The 21420-nt window shown below is 58.7% G+C and carries 18 protein-coding genes and 1 tRNA gene; 11 read left to right on the top strand and 8 right to left on the bottom strand.

What is annotated here, in order from left to right:
• Positions 1–54: 54 nt before the first annotated feature.
• Complete coding sequence (locus ACR0KS_RS00300) at positions 55–561, bottom strand: hypothetical protein (protein WP_170485676.1); 507 nt, start codon at positions 559–561, stop codon at positions 55–57.
• 413 nt (positions 562–974) lie between these two features.
• Entirely contained in the window at positions 975–1925 is a 951-nt protein-coding gene (locus ACR0KS_RS00295) for a GlxA family transcriptional regulator (protein ID WP_170385911.1), read from the bottom strand.
• 153 nt (positions 1926–2078) lie between these two features.
• Here ACR0KS_RS00295 and ACR0KS_RS00290 point away from each other — a divergent pair, with 153 nt between their 5' ends.
• From ACR0KS_RS00290 to ACR0KS_RS00275, 4 genes are read left to right on the top strand one after another with little or no spacing between them, the layout of a single operon-like run.
• Positions 2079–2786, top strand: coding sequence for a GntR family transcriptional regulator (locus ACR0KS_RS00290; RefSeq protein ID WP_170567898.1), 708 nt, complete (start codon positions 2079–2081; stop codon positions 2784–2786).
• A gap of 7 nt (positions 2787–2793) precedes the next feature.
• A complete protein-coding gene (locus ACR0KS_RS00285) occupies positions 2794–3711 on the top strand; it encodes a dihydrodipicolinate synthase family protein (protein WP_170567897.1) in 918 nt (305 codons plus the stop codon).
• 4 nt (positions 3712–3715) lie between these two features.
• Positions 3716–5212: an aldehyde dehydrogenase gene (locus ACR0KS_RS00280; RefSeq protein ID WP_170567895.1), complete on the top strand. Its 1497-nt coding sequence runs from the start codon at positions 3716–3718 to the stop codon at positions 5210–5212.
• A complete protein-coding gene (locus tag ACR0KS_RS00275; RefSeq protein ID WP_170567893.1) occupies positions 5209–6549 on the top strand; it encodes an NAD(P)/FAD-dependent oxidoreductase in 1341 nt (446 codons plus the stop codon). The genes ACR0KS_RS00280 and ACR0KS_RS00275 overlap by 4 nt, the downstream gene beginning before the upstream one ends.
• Here ACR0KS_RS00275 and ACR0KS_RS00270 read toward each other — a convergent pair whose 3' ends face one another.
• The 4 genes from ACR0KS_RS00270 to ACR0KS_RS00255 all read right to left on the bottom strand — a co-directional run bounded on the left by ACR0KS_RS00270 (position 6550) and on the right by ACR0KS_RS00255 (position 11598).
• Positions 6550–7278, bottom strand: coding sequence for an SDR family oxidoreductase (locus ACR0KS_RS00270; protein WP_170567891.1), 729 nt, complete (start codon positions 7276–7278; stop codon positions 6550–6552). It abuts the gene before it with no gap.
• Positions 7275–8006 carry an SDR family oxidoreductase gene (locus ACR0KS_RS00265; RefSeq protein ID WP_170567889.1) on the bottom strand — a complete coding sequence of 244 codons (732 nt, stop codon included), beginning with the start codon at positions 8004–8006 and terminating at the stop codon, positions 7275–7277. Before ACR0KS_RS00265 ends, ACR0KS_RS00270 begins: the two co-directional genes overlap by 4 nt.
• A gap of 64 nt (positions 8007–8070) precedes the next feature.
• Positions 8071–9618, bottom strand: coding sequence for a trimethylamine methyltransferase family protein (locus tag ACR0KS_RS00260; RefSeq protein WP_170567887.1), 1548 nt, complete (start codon positions 9616–9618; stop codon positions 8071–8073).
• A 156-nt stretch (positions 9619–9774) separates the two neighbouring features.
• Positions 9775–11598, bottom strand: coding sequence for a BCCT family transporter (locus ACR0KS_RS00255; RefSeq protein ID WP_170567885.1), 1824 nt, complete (start codon positions 11596–11598; stop codon positions 9775–9777).
• Between the two features lie 559 nt (positions 11599–12157).
• On the opposite strand from ACR0KS_RS00255, the gene ACR0KS_RS00250 reads away from it, so the two are divergent.
• The 7 genes from ACR0KS_RS00250 to ACR0KS_RS00220 all read left to right on the top strand — a co-directional run bounded on the left by ACR0KS_RS00250 (position 12158) and on the right by ACR0KS_RS00220 (position 19838).
• Complete coding sequence (locus ACR0KS_RS00250) at positions 12158–13063, top strand: LysR substrate-binding domain-containing protein (RefSeq protein ID WP_170567883.1); 906 nt, start codon at positions 12158–12160, stop codon at positions 13061–13063.
• Positions 13064–13163: 100 nt separating this feature from the next.
• Entirely contained in the window at positions 13164–14318 is a 1155-nt protein-coding gene (locus ACR0KS_RS00245) for an aromatic ring-hydroxylating oxygenase subunit alpha (protein WP_170385446.1), read from the top strand.
• Between the two features lie 47 nt (positions 14319–14365).
• Positions 14366–14605: a hypothetical protein gene (locus ACR0KS_RS00240; protein WP_170567882.1), complete on the top strand. Its 240-nt coding sequence runs from the start codon at positions 14366–14368 to the stop codon at positions 14603–14605.
• Between the two features lie 112 nt (positions 14606–14717).
• The gene (locus ACR0KS_RS00235; protein ID WP_170567880.1) at positions 14718–17138 is read left to right on the top strand and encodes an FAD-dependent oxidoreductase; all 2421 of its coding nucleotides are present in this window, start codon (positions 14718–14720) and stop codon (positions 17136–17138) included.
• A gap of 102 nt (positions 17139–17240) precedes the next feature.
• Complete coding sequence (locus ACR0KS_RS00230; protein WP_170567878.1) at positions 17241–18713, top strand: flavin-containing monooxygenase; 1473 nt, start codon at positions 17241–17243, stop codon at positions 18711–18713.
• Between the two features lies 1 nt (position 18714).
• Entirely contained in the window at positions 18715–19677 is a 963-nt protein-coding gene (locus tag ACR0KS_RS00225) for an alpha/beta fold hydrolase (protein ID WP_170567876.1), read from the top strand.
• Positions 19678–19761: 84 nt separating this feature from the next.
• A tRNA-Met gene (locus ACR0KS_RS00220) sits at positions 19762–19838 on the top strand.
• Between the two features lie 85 nt (positions 19839–19923).
• Here the strand turns inward: ACR0KS_RS00220 and ACR0KS_RS00215 are convergent.
• Both ACR0KS_RS00215 and ACR0KS_RS00210 read right to left on the bottom strand, forming a co-directional pair.
• Positions 19924–20946 carry a tyrosine-type recombinase/integrase gene (locus tag ACR0KS_RS00215; protein ID WP_170756915.1) on the bottom strand — a complete coding sequence of 341 codons (1023 nt, stop codon included), beginning with the start codon at positions 20944–20946 and terminating at the stop codon, positions 19924–19926.
• Complete coding sequence (locus tag ACR0KS_RS00210) at positions 20936–21157, bottom strand: hypothetical protein (RefSeq protein WP_170756914.1); 222 nt, start codon at positions 21155–21157, stop codon at positions 20936–20938. Before ACR0KS_RS00210 ends, ACR0KS_RS00215 begins: the two co-directional genes overlap by 11 nt.
• Between the last annotated feature and the right edge of the window lie 263 nt (positions 21158–21420).

Genomic DNA, 21420 nt, shown 5'->3' with positions numbered 1-21420 from the left:
AAAGCGCCTTGTGTAAACAGTCGCGCCGAACCGACGCGGTATTGGCGGGTTTTCTCAGTTCAAGCGATTTGACGCGGCCAGCGCACCAGCCAGCGCGTTCTCGATCTCACCCGGAAATTCTCTGCCCTTTTCATGCAAACCGGCTGCGACCCAGCCCACAGTGTGACCCCGCGCACCAATATCGTTGGCACGCACCAATGAAGGTGAAGTGCGCTCAATCCGCACCAGCGCCATGGACTCTTCCACCTCGCTGTCGGTCAGGACCATTCGGACTGCGCTGTAAATGTCCAGTGAAACCTGCAACGTCTGGTGCTCTAACCGATGTGCGGATTCTGAAAGAAGGCGTGTGCAAAAAGCCGACAGAAAGTACCAGCGGAAAATGGTAAACACACGACTCTGAAAATCCCCTGTCAGACCAGCCCCAAACGAAGACGCGCGGGCGATCCGCTCGAACGCCGCTTCCGCTGCCTTGGACGCCTGACAGATTTGATGCTCGCGCTTTTCAACCGGAAATCCGCGCGAAGCTGGATTCACTACGACGTCTTGGGTTTCTAGGTTCATTGTGGTCCTCCAGCACTAATTCCTGAAGAGGACATAGGAAAATTCAATTTCATTAGAATGTTATTTTCTGCCTTATTTCACTTACACTGTCCGATTATTGGCAGTTACAAAAATGCCATAAAACGACGTTTAACGCAAACATATCCGCTTTTAGATTATTAAAAGCAGGTTTTTCGCGACTTTCGCAGAATGCACCAAAATGCGGCAGAGGCCCGTTTTCCTGCCCAATTCCCGCACGAAACCGTCATGATATGGCAATAGTTGTGCCCATTTCCCAACGTATAACCATCCTATCCCGCGGGTCAGTTTACCAGTAAGATTTTAACGAGGGGGTACGAGCGGGATCAGGGGGACGAGCGCCTGTCCGATCCGACTCGCCCATGGGCAGAGCAGCTCCCCCCGGCTGCCAAAGTTCAGTCAATTTTGCTTTTCTGCGCGTGCGGAGTGACGCCAAAACTCGAACGGTAAACCCGCGAGAAATGACCCGGATTTTCAAATCCGCACGCCATCGCCACCTCGGTGACCGAGGCTTCGGTCTGCAACAGAAGTTTCTGAGCGCGCTCAAGACGCAGTTCCATAAAGTACTTCTTGGGCGACGTATTGAGGTACTTTCCGAACAACCGCTCGAGCTGTCGGGTCGAAATCCCCAAATCGTCGGCAATCTGAGACGGCGACACAGGCGCTTCGATACAATCGCGCATGATATGGATGGCCTTGGCCAAATGCGCGTTGCGCATCCCGTTGCGCGACTGCAGCGAAACGCGTTGTTTGGCGGTCGCATTGCGGACCGCGTTGTAAACCATCTGGTCGGCCACTGCGATCGCCAGCTCCTCACCATGATCGCGTTCAATCAAGTGCAGCATCAGGTCCGCCGTCGCAGTTCCGCCAGAGGCCGTTATGTGTTTTTCATCTGCGACAAACACACTGCGAACAAGGTTCACCTCGGGAAACGCTTCCATGAAGGCGTCGTGGTATTCCCAATGGATCGCGGCCTGCATCCCATCCAGAAACCCCGCCTCGGCCAGCAGCCAAGCCCCCGAACACAGCGCGCCGATTGCGGTCCCTCGCGCGCGCTCGCGCCTGAGCGCAGCCAGCAAGGGGCGGGTGACGTGGCTGCGCATGTGAATGCCCGACAAGACAAACAACTGGTCCGTTTTCGGGAGGTCGTTCAACCCACCGTGCACCAGCGTCACCAACTCGTTCGAGCATATCGCCCGCTCGCCATTCTCTGAGATCAGGGTCCAGTCATACAGCTTTTTCTCGCTCACCAGATTTGCGATCCGCAATGGCTCGACCGCGCAGGAAAATGCGAGATGCGAGAACTCCTCGATCAGGATGAAAGTTATGTGCCGGGTTTGCTGCATGGGATGTTCCACTGCACGGGCCGCATTTGCCCAGGTTTCGTTCGGTAGGCTATGCTGCACGATTTTTTTCTGTATACAAGTTGTATTTTTTTAGAATACAGAGACAACACGACCAGCCGGGCGCGATTCGCGCTGGCATCGCAGGAGGGACGCATGAAAGACGACGCCAAATCCCGCAAAGCTGAACTGTCCGAGCACCTGAAGGTCTCGATCCTGACCCTGCGATTGCGCCCGGGCACCGATCTGGACGAGGCGCATCTGTCCGATGCGTTCGGTCTGTCGCGCACGCCTCTGCGCGAGGTGTTTCGGCAACTGGCAGGCGAGGGCTATCTGGACCTGCGCACCAATCGATCGGCGCGGGTGTCCGAGATGTCATATACCACGCTGCGCGACTTCTTTCTGGCCGCCCCGATGGTTTATGGCGCTATTCTGCGGCTGGCCGCAGGGAACGCAACGCGGGCGCAGATCGACGCGTTGAAGGACGCGCAGCAGGCGTTCAAAGCGGCCTTGCGCGCCGGGTCCGCCGAGGATCGCGCATTGGCCAATAACCGCTTTCATGACGTGACCGGAGAGATGTCGGGCAATGTCTACCTTCTGCCCTCGTTCAGCCGCCTGCTGATTGATCACGCCCGGATCGGGATGACCTTCTATCGGCCTCGAACGGCCAAAATGACCGAAAACCTGTCCGAAGCCAGTCGCCAGCACGACGCCATCATCGCCGCCATCGAAACGGCCGATGAGGCGGCGGCTGCGCATTTGGCCGAAGACCACTGGAACCTGTCACGGGATCAGATCGAACTGTTCGTGATGCCTGACGCGCTGGATGTGCCCATGGGCGCCCCGCTTTCAAAACCTGCATGAGGATGCAATGAACCCGATATTCAAGTTTGAGGGGATCTATACCCCGGTGGTCACGCCCCATCACGACGACGGCAGCGTGAATTGGGATGCCTTGGCACAGGTGATCGAGTTTCTGATCGAGAATGGCGTGCATGGGCTGATCTCGGGCGGGTCCACTGGTGAAAACTATGCACAGACCGTCGATGAACGGCTGGAGCTGGCGAAGTTTACGCATCAACAGTTGAAAGGCCGCCTGCCGCTGGTTGTGGGGACTGGCGCGATGCTGACGCCGGACTCGATCGCATTGGCCTCTGGTGCACGCGAGATTGGCGCGGACGCTATCCTGCTGGCCAGTCCACCCTATTCAGTGCCCACCGACCGGGAAAACGCTCTGAACGCGCTGGCCATCGACAAGGCCGCCGATCTGCCGGTGATGCTTTACAACTATCCGCACCGCACAGGCACTATGATGGGCGAGGAGTTCCTTGACCGCGTTGGCCGCAGCCGCAACTTCTGCGGCATCAAGGAAAGCTCGGGCGATATCAACCGGGTGCATCTGCTGGCGCGAGATTACCCTCATATCCAACTCGGCTGCGGCATGGACGATCAGGCGCTGGAGTTCTTTGCTTGGGGCGCACCATTCTGGGTCTGCGGCGGGTCGAACTTTCTGCCTGCGGAACATGCCGCGCTGTATCACGCCTGCGTGGTCGAAGGGAATTTTGCCAAGGGCCGCCGGATCATGTCGGCGATGATGCCCTTGATGCGAGTGTTGGAACAGGGCGGCAAGTTCATCCAGACGATCAAGCACGGCGTGACCATGAACGGGATTGACGCGGGTGTGATGCGGCCTCCGCTGAAAGGTCTGAACAAGGATGACAAGCGCGCGCTGGAACAGGTGACGCGCGTGTTGAAAAAAACAATCGCTGACATCGTGGCGGAGGAGTAAGGCAATGGAACTGCTGACACAGGAAGAATACACATCCATCGCCGCAGGTCTGGACCTGCCCACCGGGGCGTTCATTGACGGCGGCTACCGCCCCGCGATCTCGGGCCAGACGTTTGAGACGGTGAACCCCGCGACCGGTGAAAAACTGGCGGATATCGCCGCCTGTGGCGCGGCGGATGTGGACTTTGCCGTTGAAAAGGCACGCGAGGCGTTTGACGATGGCCGGTGGTCCAAGTTGCACCCGTCCGAGCGCAAGGACGTGTTGATCCGTCTGTGCAAACTGATGACCCGCAACTCGCGGGAACTGGCGGTGATGGAGAGCATCGACAGCGGCAAGACCATCTATGATTGCGAAACCGTGGACGTCCCCGAGACAATCCACTGCCTGAAATGGCATGCCGAGGCGATCGACAAAATCTATGATCAGGTCTCGCCCGCCAGCGACGATCACATCGCCATGGTGGTGCGTGAACCGATTGGTGTGGTGGGGCTGGTGCTGCCGTGGAACTTCCCGTTGCTGATGCTGGCATGGAAAATCGGGCCTGCTCTGGCGGCGGGCTGTTCCGTGGTGGTGAAACCGGCGGCCGAGACGACGCTGACCGCCCTGCGGCTGGCGGAACTGGCGATGGAGGCCGGTCTGCCACGTGGCGTTCTGAATATCGTACCCGGCGGCGGGGCCGAGGTGGGAGAACCCATCGGGCGGCATATGGATATCGACATGGTGTCCTTCACCGGGTCCACCGTCACCGGTAAGAAATTCCTATCCTATTCGGCGGAAAGCAACGCCAAGGAAGTAGTGCTTGAGATGGGTGGCAAGAACCCGGCCATCGTGATGGACGATGCCGAAAACCTCGACCGCGTGGCCGCGCATGTGGTGAATGGCGCGTTCTGGAACATGGGCGAGAACTGCTCGGCCTCATCGCGGTTGATCGTGCATAAGGATGTGAAGGCCGAACTGCTAAAGCGGATCGCGCATCACTCAAAACAGTGGAACATCGGAGACCCGCTGAACCCCGAGACCCGCATGGGGGCGCTGGTCAGCGACGGGCACTACAACAAGGTCTACGGCTATCTGGAACAGGCCGAAAACGTAGTGATCGGCGGCACCGCCAAAGACGGATTTGTCGAAGCCACAGTTGTTGAGGTGCCCGGCAATGACGCAGTACTGGCGCGTGAGGAGATTTTCGGCCCCGTGCTGTCGGTGATCGAAGTCTCGGGCTTTGACGAGGCCATCAGAATCGCCAATGACACCGAGTATGGCCTGTGCGCCTCGATCTTCACGGCCAACGCCAAACGCGCCATTCGCGGGGCGCGGGCAATCCGGGCGGGCACGGTCACCGTGAACAGCTTTGGCGAGGGCGACATCACCACGCCATTCGGGGGCTACAAGCAATCTGGCTTTGGCGGGCGGGACAATTCAGTCCACGCGCATGATCAATACACCCAGTTGAAAACCATCTGGATTGATCTGGCCGATGACGCGGATGAGGCCGTGGATTGAGCAGCTACACCGCCCGAACCCCGCCCCTCCACCGCGGGCCAGCAGCCTGGAGCGCCATCCTTGGCGCACAGCCCCCCGCCCGCGAGCTGGAAGGCGAAATCGCTGCCGATTTCACCATTTTCGGCGCGGGGTTTGCCGGGTTGTCGGCGGCCCGGCGCCTGATCCAACTGCAACCAGATGCAAAGATCGTGGTGCTCGAAGCCGGGCGCGTGGCCGAAGGCGCGGCGGGGCGGAACTCGGGCTTTATGATCGACTTGCCGCATGATCTGGCCTCGGATGACTATGCGGGCGCAGGCGATGACCGGGCGTTGATCGCTCTGAACCGGCAAGCCATCGCCTTTGCGCGCGAAGCGGTCGAACAGTACCAGATCGACCCGAACTATTTCGATCCGGCGGGCAAGGTGAACGGCGCGGCCAGTGCAGCGGGTCACGCCCATAATGAAAGCTACGCAAAGCATCTGGGCAGTCTGGGTGAGACCGCCGAGGTGCTGGATTCGCAGCAGATGCATGAGCTGACAGGTTCGCGCCACTATCGGTCTGGCCTTTACACGCCGGGGACAGTGATGCTGCAACCGGCGGGTTACGTGCGCGGGCTGGCTGCTGGATTGATCAAAGATGGTGTAGCGCTGTTCGAGAATTCCGCCGTAACCGGCTTTGCGCAACAGGGCGGTGCGTGGCAGGTGCAAACGGCGCGCGGCTCGGTCAGTACGGGTGCTGTGATCCTGACGGTGAATGGACATCTGGAAAGCTTCGGGATCGAGACTGACCGGCTGATGCAACTGTTCCTGTTTGCGGCCATGACACCCGAACTGGACGCGGATCAGATGGCTGACATCGGAGGCCAGTCGCGCTGGGGTGTGACGCCGTCCGACCCGATGGGAACCACGATGCGGCGCATTGATACCGGTCAGGGCGGCAACCGGATCATCACCCGCACCTGCGCGGCACTGCGCCCCGGCATGACCACCACTGCGCGCGATCTTAGCCGCGCCGGGCGTGTCATGCAGCGCAAGTTCGATCAGCGCTTTCCACAGCTGGCGGGCCTGAAGATGCAATACCAATGGGCCGGTCATCTCTGCCTAAGCCTCAATGGTGTGTCCGTCGCGCGGGAAATCGAACCGGGTGTCTACTCCGGCTGTGTTCAAAACGGGCTGGGCACAGCACGTGGGACACTGACAGGCATCGCAGCAGCGGAACGTGCCTGCGAGCACAGGTCCGACATCACTCGCCATTTCGAGGCCGAACAGCCCCCGAAACGCCTGCCGCCCCAGCCTTTCCGCGAACTTGGCGCGAATGCGGTGCTGCGGTGGAAGGAATGGCGCGCGCGGGATGAATGATCAGGGCAAGCTGAGCTTTGCCATGCGCCCGCCATCAATCGTGTAGACCTGCCCGGTGATGAAACTGGCATCCTTAGAAGCGAGGAAAGCCACCAGCGCCGCGACTTCTTCGGGTTTGCCGGTGCGGTCGATGGGATGGATGCGTTTGATATCGTCGGCGAACCCTTCGGGATCAGGCATCGAGGCGATGAAATCCACGTTCAACTCCGTGTCGATCCAACCCGGAGCCACGGCATTGCAGCGGATGCCTTCGGCCCCATGATCCACGGCAACCGCGCGGGTCAGCGCTTGCAGCCCAGCCTTTGACGCGCAATATGCCGCGTGGCCGGGATTGCTGCCCAACCCTTCGATGGACCCGATATTGACGATATTGCCCCTTGTCCTGCGCAGATGCGGCAGCGCGGCCTTGATCAATAGAAACGGAGCGGTCAGGTTGACCGTCAGAGTGCGCTGCCAATCGTCCAGATTCATGTCTTCGACCGAGGCTTCCTGCATCATCCCAGCATTGTTGATCAGGATGTCCAGCCGCCCGGCCTGGTCGATGACCTGATCGACCACCGCCTGCGGGCTGTTGGGATCGTTGAAATCAGCCTCGATCCCATTTTCATCCCCTCCGCGCTGAGCAGTAAACACCTGCGCGCCCTCATCCCGCAAGCGTTCGGCAATGGCGCGGCCGATCCCGCTGCGTCCGCCTGTCACCAATGCGGTTTGTCCATCAAAACGGGTCATGCGACGGGTTTGCCTCCGTTCACTTCTACCAACGCTCCGCACATATACCGCGCCGCGTCCGAGACCAGAAACATCACCACATCCGCAATATCCTCGGGTTCGGCAATACGGCCCAGCGGGACAGTCTGGCCCAGTTCGGCCACCGCACTGTCCGGGTCGAAGCCTCGCTTTGCAAAGCCCGAGCGCAACATCGGCGTATTCACCTCATTCGGGCAGACGGCATTGATGCGGATACCTTGGTGCGCGTGGTCCATGCCCATACATTGGGTCAATGAGGCGATGGCCGCCTTGGTCATGCAATAGACCGCGTGATTGGGACCGGGGCGCAACCCCCAGCATGACGCGGTGTTGACGATGGCCCCACCGCCCGCTGCGGCCATTATGGGAATCGCGGCGCGGCAGATGCGGAACGGAGCTTCGACATTCACGCCCAGTGACAGTGACCAATCCTGATCCGAGGTCTCGGCAACCGAACCACGTGTGATGACACCTGCATTGTTGATCACGATGTCCAGACCACCCAGCGCATCAAAGGCGCTTTGTGGCAGAGCGTCTGCATAGGTTGCATCCAGCAGATCGCCGGGCAAATGGGCGTCTGCTGCAATCCCTGTAACATCGCGATCAGCCACTACGACCCGCGCCCCGGCAGTGCGCAAGCGCTTCACAATGGCGGCTCCAATCCCGCCTGCGGCCCCGGTCACAAGGGCGGTTTTTCCTGTCAGATCCATAGTACCTCTGGTTTGAAAAAGCCCGCCCGAGGGGACGGGCGGGCAAGTTTCGGGGGAGATGACCTTAGTAGCTTTGGTTCAATTCGTCGGCTGCGGGAATTTCCCGCTCGCGGCGGGCGATATAATCTAGCAGAGCCTCGTTTTTGGCCTCGTCCAGCTTGGGTTCCTGGTACTCGGCCAGCAGGGTTTTGGCGCGGGTCAGGGCACGTTCGGTGATCTCGACACTGCCTTCGGCCTGCCATTGCTCAATCGAGTTGTTGTCAAACAGTTCCGGCATAAAGAATGCACTTTGGAAATTGTCCTGTGTGTGCGGGTGGCCCAGATAGTGCCCACCGGGGCCAACATCAGGCACGGCAGCGATGGCCTGATCGAAATCGCCCCATTTCGGCCCCTCGGCCATGCGGTACGCCATGGCGCATTGTTCTGCGTCAACGATGAACTTGGCGACAGAGCAGTGCATCCCGGCCTCATTCCAACCCGCGCTATGCCAGATATAGTTGGCACCTGCATGGATCACCGCCTGCAACGTGGTGGCGGATTCATAGCCAGCCTGCGCATCAAATGTCTTGGCCCCGCCCAACGTGTTCGATGTGCGCCACGGCACGCCGTAGTGCCGCGCCATCTGACCAATCATGAAGTTCATCAGGCTAATCTCGGGCGTCCCGGCCATCGGCGCGCCGGATTTCATCGAGACGGTCGACAGGTAATGCCCATAGATCGCGGGTGCGCCCTTGCGGATGACCTGCGTATAAGCCAGCGCGCTGAGGGCCTCGGCGTTCAACTGCGCGACCGTGGCGGGCACAGACGCGGGCGTGTTCGCCCCGCCCAACACGAAAGGTGAGCACAAGACCGGCTGCTTGCGGCGGCAAAACGCGCGCATCGCGCCCAGCATAGTCTCATCCCAGACCAGAGGCGAGTTGCCGTTGCAGTTGCCGGTGGTGACAGGGTGATCCTCAAGAAAATCCTCGCCGAACAGGATGGCGCACATCTCCATCACATCCTCGGCGTTTTTGGGGCTGGTGGTCATGCCCATAAAAGTCTTGTCCGAGTGTTTCATCGACGAATAGGTGATCCGCAGATGGCGCTGACTGATCGGGTGGTCATAAGGTTCGACGATGTGATGTGCGCTGGAATGCAACGCGGGCAGCATGTGCGACAGCTTGTGGAACATCGCCAGATCGTCCAGCGTCGGGTTCCGCCGTACATCCTCCAGATCGCGCAGGAAGGGCGCGCCGGTCATGGGCACAAAGATCGAATGCGGCCCGCCCAGCCGCACGTTCTTTTTCGGATCGCGCGCGTGATAGGTGAAATCGCTGGGGATGGTCGCGATTAACTCCCGCACCAGACCACGATCCAGATAGACCAGCTCACCCTCGACCTTGGCCCCAACTTTCTTCCAGTCCTCCACCGCGATGGGGTCGCGGAACTGGACGCCGACATTTTCGAGAATATCCATCGATGCGTTGTCGATGCGGTCAACCTGAGCGCCGTCCATCACCTCACACAAGGGGATGCCACGGGTCAGGCCAGGCAGCATGTCAAAGTTGGGCGCAGTGCGCAGGGCGCGGCGGGCAGAACGGCCGCCCGAGCGGGTCGAGGTACGAATGTTCACGGGGCAATCCTCCAATCTTGGAAACCAGACTGAGGGATTCGCGCACTGCGCACCTCTCTGATTGCGAAATGTGGTTGCAGGAAACGACACGGTTGCGGAAAGGAAAAACGCCGCCCCGGATAGGGCGGCGCTAATTTTCAGGCAATGTAGGCTGACTTATTCAGCCGCTTGCGTCGCAGCACCGTGCTTGTCACGCTGACCATCACGGAACAGCGCCTTGGCAAGCGACAGGCACATCAGACCCATCACCATGGTGAACGGCAGCGCCCCGATAATCATCGCATTGCGCAAGGCGTCCATCGGGTTGTTTTCACCGGCGGCCAGGATCAGCGCACCGATTACAGCCGTCAGGATAACACCCCAGATGATCCGGTGCTTGATACCGGTTTCCTGGCTACCGCCGGACATAATGGTGTTCATCACCAGAATGCCCGAGTCCGCCGAGGTCACCAAGAAGGTCATGATCAGGATCACGCACATGACGTTCAGCATGGACAGCAGCCCACCGTCGATCATGTAGGACAGCGTCACGAACAGCTTGTTGGTGTTCGAGGCACCGATGATCGCGCCTTCTGCGGCACCGGCCAGCTCCAGATCAATCGCGGTACCACCCAGCACGGTCATCCAGGCAAAGCACACCAGCGCCGGTGCGAACACACAGCCCAAAATGAACTCGCGCACCGAACGTCCTTTGGAGATGCGCGCCAGGAACAGACCTACGAAGGGCGAGAACGCGATCCACCAGGCCCAGTAGAACGTGGTCCAACCTGCCTGCCAGCCGAACTGACGGCCTTGCTCGCCCGCTGCATAGGCTGCGGCCAAAGTTGCTTCGTCCAGCTCGGCTGCTGCGCCTTCAAGACCGCCCTTGAAGCCGTCAAAGCTGCCCCATGCGTTGGTCGCGCCACCCATCAGATCAGCCGCATGTGCCTGCGCTTCAACCGGCAGAGCCGCCGCGAATGCTTCGGCCGACAGCGGACCATAGGCGTTAAAGCTGAGCGAGATGAAGTGCAGGATATAGTCAACCATCGCCGAGCCATAGGTGGTCATGGCAAAGACGAAGGACCCGAACACAACGAAGGTGCCCAGCAGGATGATCGACAGAACCAGGTTCAGGTTCGACAGGTATTTAACGCCACGACCGACACCCGAAACCGCCGAGATGATCGACAGGCCCATGATGACCACCAGACCCGAGATCAGACCCACTTTGCTTGGGCTCGGAACTTCACCACCCAGGTCCATGATCCACTCCATACCGGTGATGGCATAAAGACCGTCAATGAACTGGCTAACGCCATATCCGATCGTGACCGACACGCCGAGGATCGTCGCAACAACGCCCAGAACATCGACCACATGGCCGAAAAAGCCGTTGACGAAACGACCGAACAACGGTGTCAGCGCCGAACGGATCGTCAGAGGCATACCGCGCGTATAGGCGTAATACGCCAGCGACAGCCCGGTCACGACGTAAATTGCCCAGGCATGAAAACCGTAGTGCAAATAGGTGAAACGATAAGCCGATTGCAGCGCCTCGGGCGAGTTTCCTGCGACGTCACCTGACACGACAATCGGGTTCGATCCCCACAACCCCAGAGGTTCTGCTGTGGCAAAAACCATCAGGCCCACGCCCAGACCAGCCCCGAACATCATCGAGAACCACGAGAAGTTCGAGAATTCAGGCTTCTCTCCGGGCATGCCCATCACACGACGGCCAGTAGCCGGAAGGATTGCGACAACAGCCAGGAAGAAGAAAAATATACCCACGATAACGATGTAAAAGCTGTTGAAAACCTCCAGCAATTGACCGTTCAGACTGCCAAGCGTGCTGTTTGCATTGGCTGGGAATACAAGCGCCCAAAGAACCAGACCGACCATTATGGCCTTGCTGATCAGCGCAATCGGGACGCTGTAGTTTTCGTAGAAACCGGCATCCGCCGTTTCTATCTCAACGTCCGTAAAGGGTTCGGGTATCGACATGTTCTCCTCCGTGTTGTCGTCTTTGTTCTGGGGTTGACCAAATCCGGCCCAAGTCTCGCCTGGCCAACCAGTCCTGTGTTGAACTTCAAGGATGCTGACTTTGAGAGCGACGCAAAATCAGGTCCAAACCAAATTATCCTCTGGCAAAAACGTTTCGTTTTGACCCTACGTGAGTTGCAGTGAACTCAACCCATCTGGCATTCCTGTGAATAGCGATGCTTTCTTTCGGGGAAGTGTTCCGCGTGTCCATCAATTTCCCTGTTGGCCTTATGCTAGCGTCAGCTTGGGTCGTCGATCTGCGGCAGTACCGTCTTGCATTTCTGGGAAAGAGCCCCCAGATGGCCTACTGGACACGACAATTATTGGTGAGGCTGACTATAGTGTCGTCACCGTTGGAATTCGGCCAGAACCGACACATTGGTCAAATTTGGCGACATCAACCCTAAACGTGAACCCAAAAAACACCAAATCTTCAAGGCGCTCTGGCTTTCACCCGCAAATAAACTAATACTGAGGTGAAACAAACTAACCCGTAATCCAACAGTGATTCCCACGCGCCATGTCCAGACGTCACTATAACTTGCCACCCCTGACCACGTTGTCCGCGTTTGAGGCCGCAGCGCGGCACCTGAGCTTTAAGAACGCGGCCGAGGAACTTTCGGTCACTCCCGGCGCGGTCAGTCATCAGATCAAGGCGCTTGAGGGCGATCTGGACACGGCTCTGTTTCAGCGAAAACACCGGGGCGTTGATCTGACCGAAGATGGCAAAGCCTTGTACGAGGCGCTGTCATCCTCTTTCGCCCGTATCTCGAAAACACTGGGAACCATCCGGGATCGCGCCTCGGTCGGGAAGGTCACCGTAGGGTCCACCACGGCCGTTGCTGCCCTATGGCTGTCACCCGCTGTCATTCGATTCTGGCGCGACATGCCCGAGGTCAATGTTGATCAGCTCTCTCAGGACCGCGCGTTTCGAGATCGGCCAGATGTAGACTTTTTCATACGCTACGGACGCGACAGTGACGCCAGCCTATCACACACGCCTTTGTTCCGTGATCATCTGGTGCCGGTAGCCAGCCCCGACGTCGCTGACAGGCTGACCGGAGCCAGCTTGGAGGAACTTGCATCCCAGCGATTGATTCACCTTGAGTCAGAAGACCGAAGCTGGACGACCTGGCCCGAGTGGTTTCAGCAATTGGGGTATAACGGATCAATTCCGATAGAGTCCCGCGTGAATAGCTATTCGGTCGCCCTGCAGCTTGCCCGCAAGGGGGCTGGGTTGGCGCTGGGTTGGCAGCGGCTTATCCAACCAATGTTGCAATCTGGCAAACTGGTCGCCATCGGCCCTCATCAACTGACCGCGCCGAACCAGTTCTACCTCGTCGGTCGCCCTGATGAAGACCTGTCCGACAGCGCGCGGGCGCTGAAAAACTGGATCATTCAAGAGGTTCAAGACGGCTCGGTTTAGGTGAAGTCACTCTCTGATGAGGTTTTCTGATATTGAGAGGAGCCCTGCCCTTCCGCCAATACAGATCAAACGCATCCAGCACCACCTTCAGGAGAGCCCGATGAACAAGCATAGCCCGCTGTCCTCCGTTCTGGCCGATGTGAATGTCGCCAACGGTCTGCCCAACGAACATTATGTCGACCCGGTCGTGTTCGCCGAGGAACGAAAGTCGGTCCTTTATGCAAACTGGTCCGGGATCGGGTTCGGCAAGGATGTGCCCGAAGAAGGCGACGCCAAGCCGGTCGACTTTCTGGGAATGCCCCTGCTGATCGTGCGCGACCGCGACGGTGAGGTCGGCGTTTTCCAGAACACCTGCCGCCACCGGGGTATGATCCTTGTGGACACGCCGCGCAAGATCGGCGGCGCGATCCGCTGCCCCTATCATAGCTGGTGCTACAGCCTGAAAGGAGAGCTGCGCGCAACCCCGCACGTAGGTGGCCCGGGCCACAACACCCATGAAGACGTTGACCGCAAGGATCTGGGTCTGGTCCGCGTCCGGTCCTATGTCTGGCGTGACGTGATCTTTGTGAACGTGGACGGCAACGCCCCTGCGTTCGAGGACGCCCATGCTGCCCTGCTGGAACGTTGGAAGGAATTTGACCTGCCAGTGTATCACGGCGGCGAGACGTCGTCGTTCAAGCTGGAGGTCAAGACCAACTGGAAACTGGCGGTCGAGAACTATTGCGAAAGCTATCACCTGCCGTGGGTTCATCCGGGCCTGAACAGCTATTCCCGGCTTGAGGATCACTACAACATCGAAGAACGCGGGCATTATTCCGGTCAGGGCACGCTGGTCTATCGCCAGTTGACCGATCAGGACGGCGCGACTTTTGATGACTTTGACGGCCTCAGCGACAAATGGGATGAGGGCGCGGAATATGTGGCGCTCTATCCGAATGTCCTGCTGGGCGTTCAGCGTGACCACGCCTTTGCAATCGTGCTTGAGCCGGTCGATCAGGAAAACACGATCGAACATATCGAATTGTATTATGCGAAAAGTGTCGAGGACACGCCCCAGCATGACGGCTTGCGCGCCTCGAACGCGCAGCTCTGGAAGACGGTGTTTGAAGAAGACGTGTTTGTTGTCGAAGGCATGCAAAAAGGCCGCCACGGTGTCCTGTTCGACGGCGGACGTTTCTCGCCTGCGATGGATGGGCCGACGCATAACTTCCATCACTGGGTGGCAACGCAAATCGAAAACGGTCGCGCGGAATAGAACCACGAACCGGTCGGCCTGCGCCGACCGATCCTGACGGAGACCCGATGGACAAGACGGATTTGGATCGTCTGTTGCTTGAGGCGCATGATCGCAACGATCATGACGCCTTGGTCCGCTATTACACGATGGCTGCTGACGAGCGCGAAGCTGCGCAAGACATTGATGCAGCCTGCTTTTATCTGACCCATGCCTTTGTTTTTGCGCTGGAATCCGGCGCGCCCGAAGCGGACTCGCTGAATGCGCGGCTGACCGCATATGGGCGCGCGCACCGGTTGGATTTCTGAGATTAGCTTCGCGTTAAACCTGCTCAACCCAGCATGAGAATTATGTCCGTTGTCCGGTCTGCGCCGATGGTGACAGAAAGCGCGAGGAACCCAACTTGGATACGGCAGGCTCATGAAAACGAATGCACAGGCGGTGGTGATTGGCGGCGGAGTGATCGGGTGCTCGATCCTCTATCATCTGACCAAACTGGGATGGTCGGACGTTGTGCTGCTGGAACGGGATGAGTTGACCTCGGGCTCAACATGGCACGCAGCGGCGAACATCCACGGGCTGCATGACAGCACCAATATCAGCCGCATTCAGCACTATACGATGACCCTGTACAAAGAGCTTGAGGCCGAGACTGGCCAAAGCTGCGGCGTATTCCAGCCCGGCTCGCTGTATCTGGCACAGACCGAGGAACGTGAGCATCAACTGCGACTGCAGGCAGCCAAGGCCAAGCTATATGGGATGAACTTCTATGAGATCAGCATAGAAGAGGCGCAGCGTTTGAACCCGCTGGTCAACTATGACGGCATCCGCTGCGTCATGTTTGAACCCGATGGCGGCAATGTGGACCCCTCGGGCGTGACCAACGCCTATGCGGTGGGTGCGCGCCAGCGCGGGGCTGAAATTCACCGCTTTACCCCCGTCACCGCAACCGATCAGCAAGAGGACGGCACTTGGATTGTGCGCACCCCCAAGGGCGACATCCGCACGCCTTGGGTTGTGAATGCCGCCGGTCTGTGGGGCCGCGAGGTTGCTAAACTCGCGGGGATCGAGCTGCCCCTGCAACCGACCGAACACCAGTATTTCGTGACCGAAGCGATGCCGGATGTTCAGGCGCATGGCACCCGCCTGCCCTCGGTCAGTGATCGCGATGGAGAGTACTATCTGCGTCAGGAAGGCAACGGCCTGCTGGTCGGCGCCTATGAGAAAGACATGAAGTTCTGGGCCGAAGACGGCACGCCGTTGGATTTCGCCCATGACCTGTTCCCCGACGATCTGGAGCGGATCGAAGAGAACATGATCAACGCCATCGAGCGCCTGCCCGCCGTGGGTAAGGCCGGGATCAAGCGTGTCATCAACGGCCCGATGATCTGGTCGCCGGACAGCAACGTGCTGATGGGGCCGGTGCCCGAGGTGGATGGCTATTTCTGCTGCAACGGGATCATCCCCGGCTTCTCTCAATCGGGCGGCATGGGGCTGATGGCCGCGCAGTGGATCATCGAAGGTGAAACCCAATACGACATGTTCGCCTGGGACATGGCGCGGTTCGATACATGGGCTACGAAGGACTTCACCAAGGCCCGCGTGCAGGACCAATATGCACACCGTTTTGCCATTCACTTCCCGAATGAGGAGCGCAGCGCCGGACGTCCGGCCCGCACGCGGCCCGTCTATGACCGGCAGGCGCAGATGGGGGCCGTATTCGGCCTGAACGCCGGGTGGGAGCACCCGCTGTGGTTCGCCGATACGCCGGGGGCTACCGACACCAACGGCTTTACCCGGCAGAACTGGTGGGGGCCGGTGGGCGAAGAATGTCGGATGCTGCGTGACCGGGCCGGGATCATCGACATCTCGAACTTTGCCAAATACGTCTGCCGCGGTCCGGGGGCCGAGGCGTGGCTGAATGCCGTTTTTGCCAATACGATGCCCAAGACCGTTGGGCGGTCGTGCCTGACGCCTCTGATCTCGAAACGCGGGGGGATTGCGGGGGATTTCACCGTGACCCGCGTGGCCGAAGATGAGTTCTGGATCATCGGGTCCGGCATGGCCGAGCGCTATCACAAGCGGTTTTTCAAACAAGTCCCCCTGCCGGACGGTACTGTTTTCAAAAGCAAGACCGAAGCGATGTGCGGCTTCAACGTCGCAGGCCCAAAATCCCGCGAGATTCTGCAACGGCTGACCAACACCTCTTTGGCCACCGATGACTTCCCATTCATGCGATCGGCCAGACTCGAGCTGGCCGGGATCGACGTCTTGGCCCTGCGTGTATCCTTTACCGGTGATCTGGGGTGGGAGGTCCACTGCGGGACCGAGGATCAGGCCCGGCTCTATGACGCTTTGCTTGAGGCAGGCAAGGAATTTGGCGCGGGTCCTGTGGGCAGCCGGGCGCTGATGTCACTGAGGGTGGAAAAAGGCTATGGCTCGTGGAGCCGGGAATACAGCCCCGAATACTGGCCGCATGAGGTCGGGTTGGATAGCCTGTGCAAGTTCGACAAGGATTTCCTGAACAAGGACGCCGCGCAGAAGGTTCTTGAAGCCCCCACCCGAGAACATCTGGTCTTGCTGCATCTGGACGAATCCGATGTGTCGGCGTCAAACGCCGATGCAACTGGTGGTGAGCCGATCTTCAAAGATGGTGAAGGCATCGGTCGTGTAACGTCCGGCACCTATGGCTACACTGTCGGCATGTCACTGGCTCTGGGCTATGTGAAGGATGCCCGGCCCGGCGATGAGGTCGAGGTGATGGTGCTGGGCCGTCCCCATAAGGCCGTGATCCTGCATGAGCCGCCCTTTGACCCGAAAGGTGAAAAACTGCGCGCCTGATCAAACCGTGATCAACACCTGACCTTACGGGACCCTATCCACGCGCCTGCTCAGTTTATATCCTGAACGCACCACCACGGTCGCTTTGGGAGGGGCGAACGCATGGAACATGAAACGGACATGCTGATCGTTGGCGCCGGGTTCTCGGGACTGATCATGGCGATCGAGGCGCGAAAACGTGGGATCACCGATATCGCGATCCTTGAAAAGGCCAGCGATATCGGCGGAACATGGCGCGAGAACACCTATCCCGGCGTGGCCTGTGATGTGCCTTCACACCTGTATTCCATGGCCACACATCTGAACCCTGATTGGAGCCGCGCCTACGCGGGCGGGGCCGAGATACAGGCTTATCTGCAAAAGGTCGCACAGGACGAAGGGCTTTACGACCTGTGCCACTTTCATCAGCGCCTGAAAGCGGCGCGGTGGGACGGGGCGCGGTGGCAGGTCGAAACCCACGAGGGGCAGCGCTGGTCGGCTCGGTTTCTTGTGTCCGCCATTGGCGCCCTGCATATCCCCAGTATTCCGGACATTCCCGGCGCTGACAGCTTTCCTGGCCCCAGCTTTCACTCTGCCGAGTGGAACCACGATGTTCCCCTTGCAGGCAAACGTATCGCAGTCGTGGGAACAGGCGCTTCGGCTGTCCAGTTCCTCCCCGAAATCGCAAAGATGGCGGCCCATGTCACGATCTTTCAACGCAGCGCGCCCTATGTGCTGCCCCGCCCCGATGGACCGATCGCGCCGTGGGTGCGCCGACTGTATCAGCGTCTGCCCGTATTGCCCCGGCTTCGCCGCAAACTGATCTATCTGATTTTCGAGTATCGCCACCGGGTCTTTCGCGGCGACAAGGGGGCCGTCAACTTTGCCATGAAGATGTGGCGCAATTCGCTGGAAAAAGCGATCTCTGACCCGGCCCAGCGCGACATGCTGACGCCCGACTATCAGATCGGCTGCAAACGTATCCTCAGTTCCAATGATTGGTACCCTGCCCTTGCGCGCGACAACGTGACGGTCGTGCCGCAAGGTGTGGCCGCAATCGAGGGGGATCAGATCATCGCCGCTGATGGCACACGAATTCACGCCGATATCCTGATCTGGGGCACCGGGTTCAACGTCACGGAAACGGTCGAGTTTCTGGATATCACCGGAACAAACGGGCTGAGTTTGCGGGAGGCGTGGTCTGACGGGATGAAGGCCAATCTGGGCACCGCAATCGCCGGATTTCCGAACTTCTTCATCCTGCTGGGACCGCACACGGGGCTGGGCCATAACTCGGTCGTTCTGATGATCGAGGCGCAGGTGCGTCATATCGGGCGCGTTTTGGACGAAATGAACCGAAATGGCACCCGGACCATCACGCCGGATGCTGAAAAACAGGCTGCCTTCTTGCAGGAAATGCAGGACCGGCACGTAGACAGTGTCTGGCAGGCCGGAGGGTGTACCTCCTGGTATCAGGATGCCGAGGGCCGCAACACCACCCTTTGGCCCGGCACCGTTTCAGAATATGAAAAGCGCATGGCGCAGTCCGGGATCGAGCAATACTCGATCGTCCCGACCCAAAGTGGAGAGCATTGAGATGACCACCTTATTGATTATCGTTCTTTTGATCGCCGTATTTTTCGGAGCCATGAACCTCTGGACCCGAAAGCTGACTCAGGACGGCTTAAAGCAGGTTCCGCAACTGGGTCAGATCGCTCCGGTACGCGGCGGCAGTATTCACTATGTCGAGGCAGGCGACCCAGCGAAACAGACCATCGTGATGATCCACGGCCTGGCCGGGCAGTTGCAGCATTTCACCTATGCAATGGTCGATATGATGGCGGATGACTACCACGTCATTGCGGTCGACCGCCCCGGCTGTGGGTATTCGACGCGCGATACAGGTGATCTGGGTCAACTGCACGAACAGGGCCGGATGATACAAGAGCTGCTGGATGCCAAGGGCGTGGAAAATGCCGTTTTGGTGGGGCATTCGCTGGGCGGAGCTGTCTCACTGGCGATGGCGCTGGACAATCCGGACAAAGTAAAGGCGCTGGCGTTACTGGCCCCGTTGACTCAGGTCATGCAGGGTCCGCCGGATGTTTTCAAACCACTGACGATCCGAACGGAATGGCTGCGCAGCTTTATCGGAAACACGGTTGCAGTGCCGATGGCCGCCAAGACCGCGCCTCATACTCTGGGCATCGTGTTCGGCCCTGAACCCGCGCCCGAAGATTTCCTCGATCGCGCAGGGGGTGCCTTGGGTCTGCGCCCAACGGCTTTCGTCACAGCCTCGCAGGATGTTGCGGGCATTGAAGACAGCATGGACACGCAGATCGCGCGTTACACAAACCTGAAAGTCCCCGGCGGCATCCTGTACGGCCAAGAGGACGCCATCCTGTCACCCGAAGCACATGCAGCGCCCATGACGCAGTTCGGCCTGACCGACGAACGACTAGAGGGGCTGGGACATATGATCCCGATCACCGCCCCTGACACCTGTGTCGCTTTTATCCGCCGCATCGCAGAGGCAGCGGGCACCACGGATAAGGCGGGCTGAAGCAGCGCCAAAAAGAATCCCGGTTTGGGGGTCATTTCCCTCTTGACCCTCTCGGGCCCCTCCCTTAAATCGCCTCTCACTCGTGGCGGAGTAGCTCAGTTGGTTAGAGCAGCGGAATCATAATCCGCGTGTCGGGGGTTCAAGTCCCTCCTCCGCTACCATTAAATTTCAGTGACTTACCGATACCTGACCCATCTCCAGAGCGGAAACTTTTTGCGAGTTGGGAGCTCAGTTGGGCGTTTCCGTTCACTTTCCGTACTGCTCCAGCTTCAGAATCGCGGCCTCAGCCAGCTCATTGGTGCGGCTCAGATAGTGTTCGTCGAGGATTTCCTGTACGCGGCGCAAAGTGTGTCCGGTGATCGAGGCAATCTCCGGTACGGTGCATCCAGCAACAGCTAGTCGCGTGACCGCTGTTCCCCTTAAATCGTGAAACGTCACACCTTCAATGTCCGCAGCGATACAGGCCTTTCGCCACGACGCTCGAAACCCGGAAGAGGTCCAGGAGGTGTCGTTCGTGGTTGCGAGGATCGTAACTGCGGTTCTGGGCGTTTTGTCTAACACTGCGCGTAGCGGTGTACCGACAGGGATCACAACTTTTGCGCCTGTTCGGCTTTGCTTCAATTTGATGGTCTTCCCATCGTAAGCACTCCAGGGTAGCGCGATCAGGTCTCCCTGCCGTTGTCCGGTCCACAGCGCCATCATGAAAGCAAGCATGAGATGTGATGGAGATGTCCTCAAAAAAGCCGCTTGCTGATTTTCAGACCAAATGGTGTCGACACGCTGCGACCTGTACCTTTTTTTCGGTCGTTCGAACGGGTTGCAGGGAACAAGATTGCGCTCTTCGGCCCAGGACGTGATCAAAGCCAAGACCGCAAACGCGTAATCAGCTTGCCTTCGCGACCGTGCGGCAAGTTCATCCCGCCAATCGAGGAACAAACCTCGCGCATCCTTTTCTGCAAGAGCTGCAACCGGAAAATCAGCGAACCTTTCCTCGATTCTGAGGATCTGCCGCCGGTAGTCCTTGCGGGTACGTTCCTTTAGATCCTTGAAGTCCAAGCTGTCCAGGTACTTGTCAAAGACGTGTTGCAGCGTGTCATTCAACACGCGCTTTCGACGATTGTGAGCCGCGCGGTAGGCGTCGACAAATTCGGGGCTTCCAGGTTTCCCATCAAGCCGCGGGCCACCTTTCCATGCATAATAATATGTCTTCTTGCGACCATTTTTTAACGTCTTTGACACCCGGTTCACACCCTTGAGGTCAACACGCATGTGCTTTCTCCTTTTGTTTGGTCTTCCAAGCTTCCAAGGGCGAAACTCCAGATGCACCTTCGGATTTATCGAGCCTATCTGTTCCCGAAAAAACACTGATAACTCCGTCTGGTGACACTTCGACGCGGTGATATCTTACCTGGGCCGCCTCAAGGCTTTTCATTACCCGGGTTAGATCCGCTTGTGAAAATTTTGCCTTCTTTCTTGGCATGCTCACCTCCTCCACTTCTTTTTCAGGATTTGGAGCGCCCGGTTACTCACTATTTGGTCCGTAATGCGGTTGAACCAGCGAAAGAACCTGAGGGTTTCGGTGACTACCCGTTTGTTTCCCAGTTTGGGATAGAACTGTTTACTAGCCTGAAAGCTCACGTTCGAGTCGCTGCAACTGGGCGGCAGAAAAACAGTGGCACCTTTTGTGGATCTGGCATCATGTGTCGTCGCTAGCATGTGAAGCTGTAAACAAAATTTATCAGT

The organism is Ruegeria sp. BC7, assembly GCF_056539165.1.
This window is presented reverse-complemented; position numbering and strand designations above follow the sequence as displayed.

Bases quoted from the DNA above. Each gene is read 5' to 3' on its own strand.
- ACR0KS_RS00235 (WP_170567880.1), top strand. From the start codon at position 14,718: ATGAAAACGAATGCACAGGCGGTGGTGATTGGCGGCGGAGTGATCGGG.
- ACR0KS_RS00245 (WP_170385446.1), top strand. From the start codon at position 13,164: ATGAACAAGCATAGCCCGCTGTCCTCCGTTCTGGCCGATGTGAATGTC.
- ACR0KS_RS00290 (WP_170567898.1), top strand. From the start codon at position 2,079: ATGAAAGACGACGCCAAATCCCGCAAAGCTGAACTGTCCGAGCACCTG.
- ACR0KS_RS00240 (WP_170567882.1), top strand. From the start codon at position 14,366: ATGGACAAGACGGATTTGGATCGTCTGTTGCTTGAGGCGCATGATCGC.
- ACR0KS_RS00255 (WP_170567885.1), bottom strand. From the start codon at position 11,598: ATGTCGATACCCGAACCCTTTACGGACGTTGAGATAGAAACGGCGGAT.
- ACR0KS_RS00285 (WP_170567897.1), top strand. From the start codon at position 2,794: ATGAACCCGATATTCAAGTTTGAGGGGATCTATACCCCGGTGGTCACG.
- ACR0KS_RS00210 (WP_170756914.1), bottom strand. From the start codon at position 21,157: ATGCCAAGAAAGAAGGCAAAATTTTCACAAGCGGATCTAACCCGGGTA.
- ACR0KS_RS00300 (WP_170485676.1), bottom strand. From the start codon at position 561: ATGAACCTAGAAACCCAAGACGTCGTAGTGAATCCAGCTTCGCGCGGA.
- ACR0KS_RS00250 (WP_170567883.1), top strand. From the start codon at position 12,158: ATGTCCAGACGTCACTATAACTTGCCACCCCTGACCACGTTGTCCGCG.
- ACR0KS_RS00225 (WP_170567876.1), top strand. From the start codon at position 18,715: ATGACCACCTTATTGATTATCGTTCTTTTGATCGCCGTATTTTTCGGA.
- ACR0KS_RS00265 (WP_170567889.1), bottom strand. From the start codon at position 8,006: ATGGATCTGACAGGAAAAACCGCCCTTGTGACCGGGGCCGCAGGCGGG.
- ACR0KS_RS00280 (WP_170567895.1), top strand. From the start codon at position 3,716: ATGGAACTGCTGACACAGGAAGAATACACATCCATCGCCGCAGGTCTG.
- ACR0KS_RS00215 (WP_170756915.1), bottom strand. From the start codon at position 20,946: ATGCGTGTTGACCTCAAGGGTGTGAACCGGGTGTCAAAGACGTTAAAA.
- ACR0KS_RS00295 (WP_170385911.1), bottom strand. From the start codon at position 1,925: ATGCAGCAAACCCGGCACATAACTTTCATCCTGATCGAGGAGTTCTCG.
- ACR0KS_RS00270 (WP_170567891.1), bottom strand. From the start codon at position 7,278: ATGACCCGTTTTGATGGACAAACCGCATTGGTGACAGGCGGACGCAGC.
- ACR0KS_RS00230 (WP_170567878.1), top strand. From the start codon at position 17,241: ATGGAACATGAAACGGACATGCTGATCGTTGGCGCCGGGTTCTCGGGA.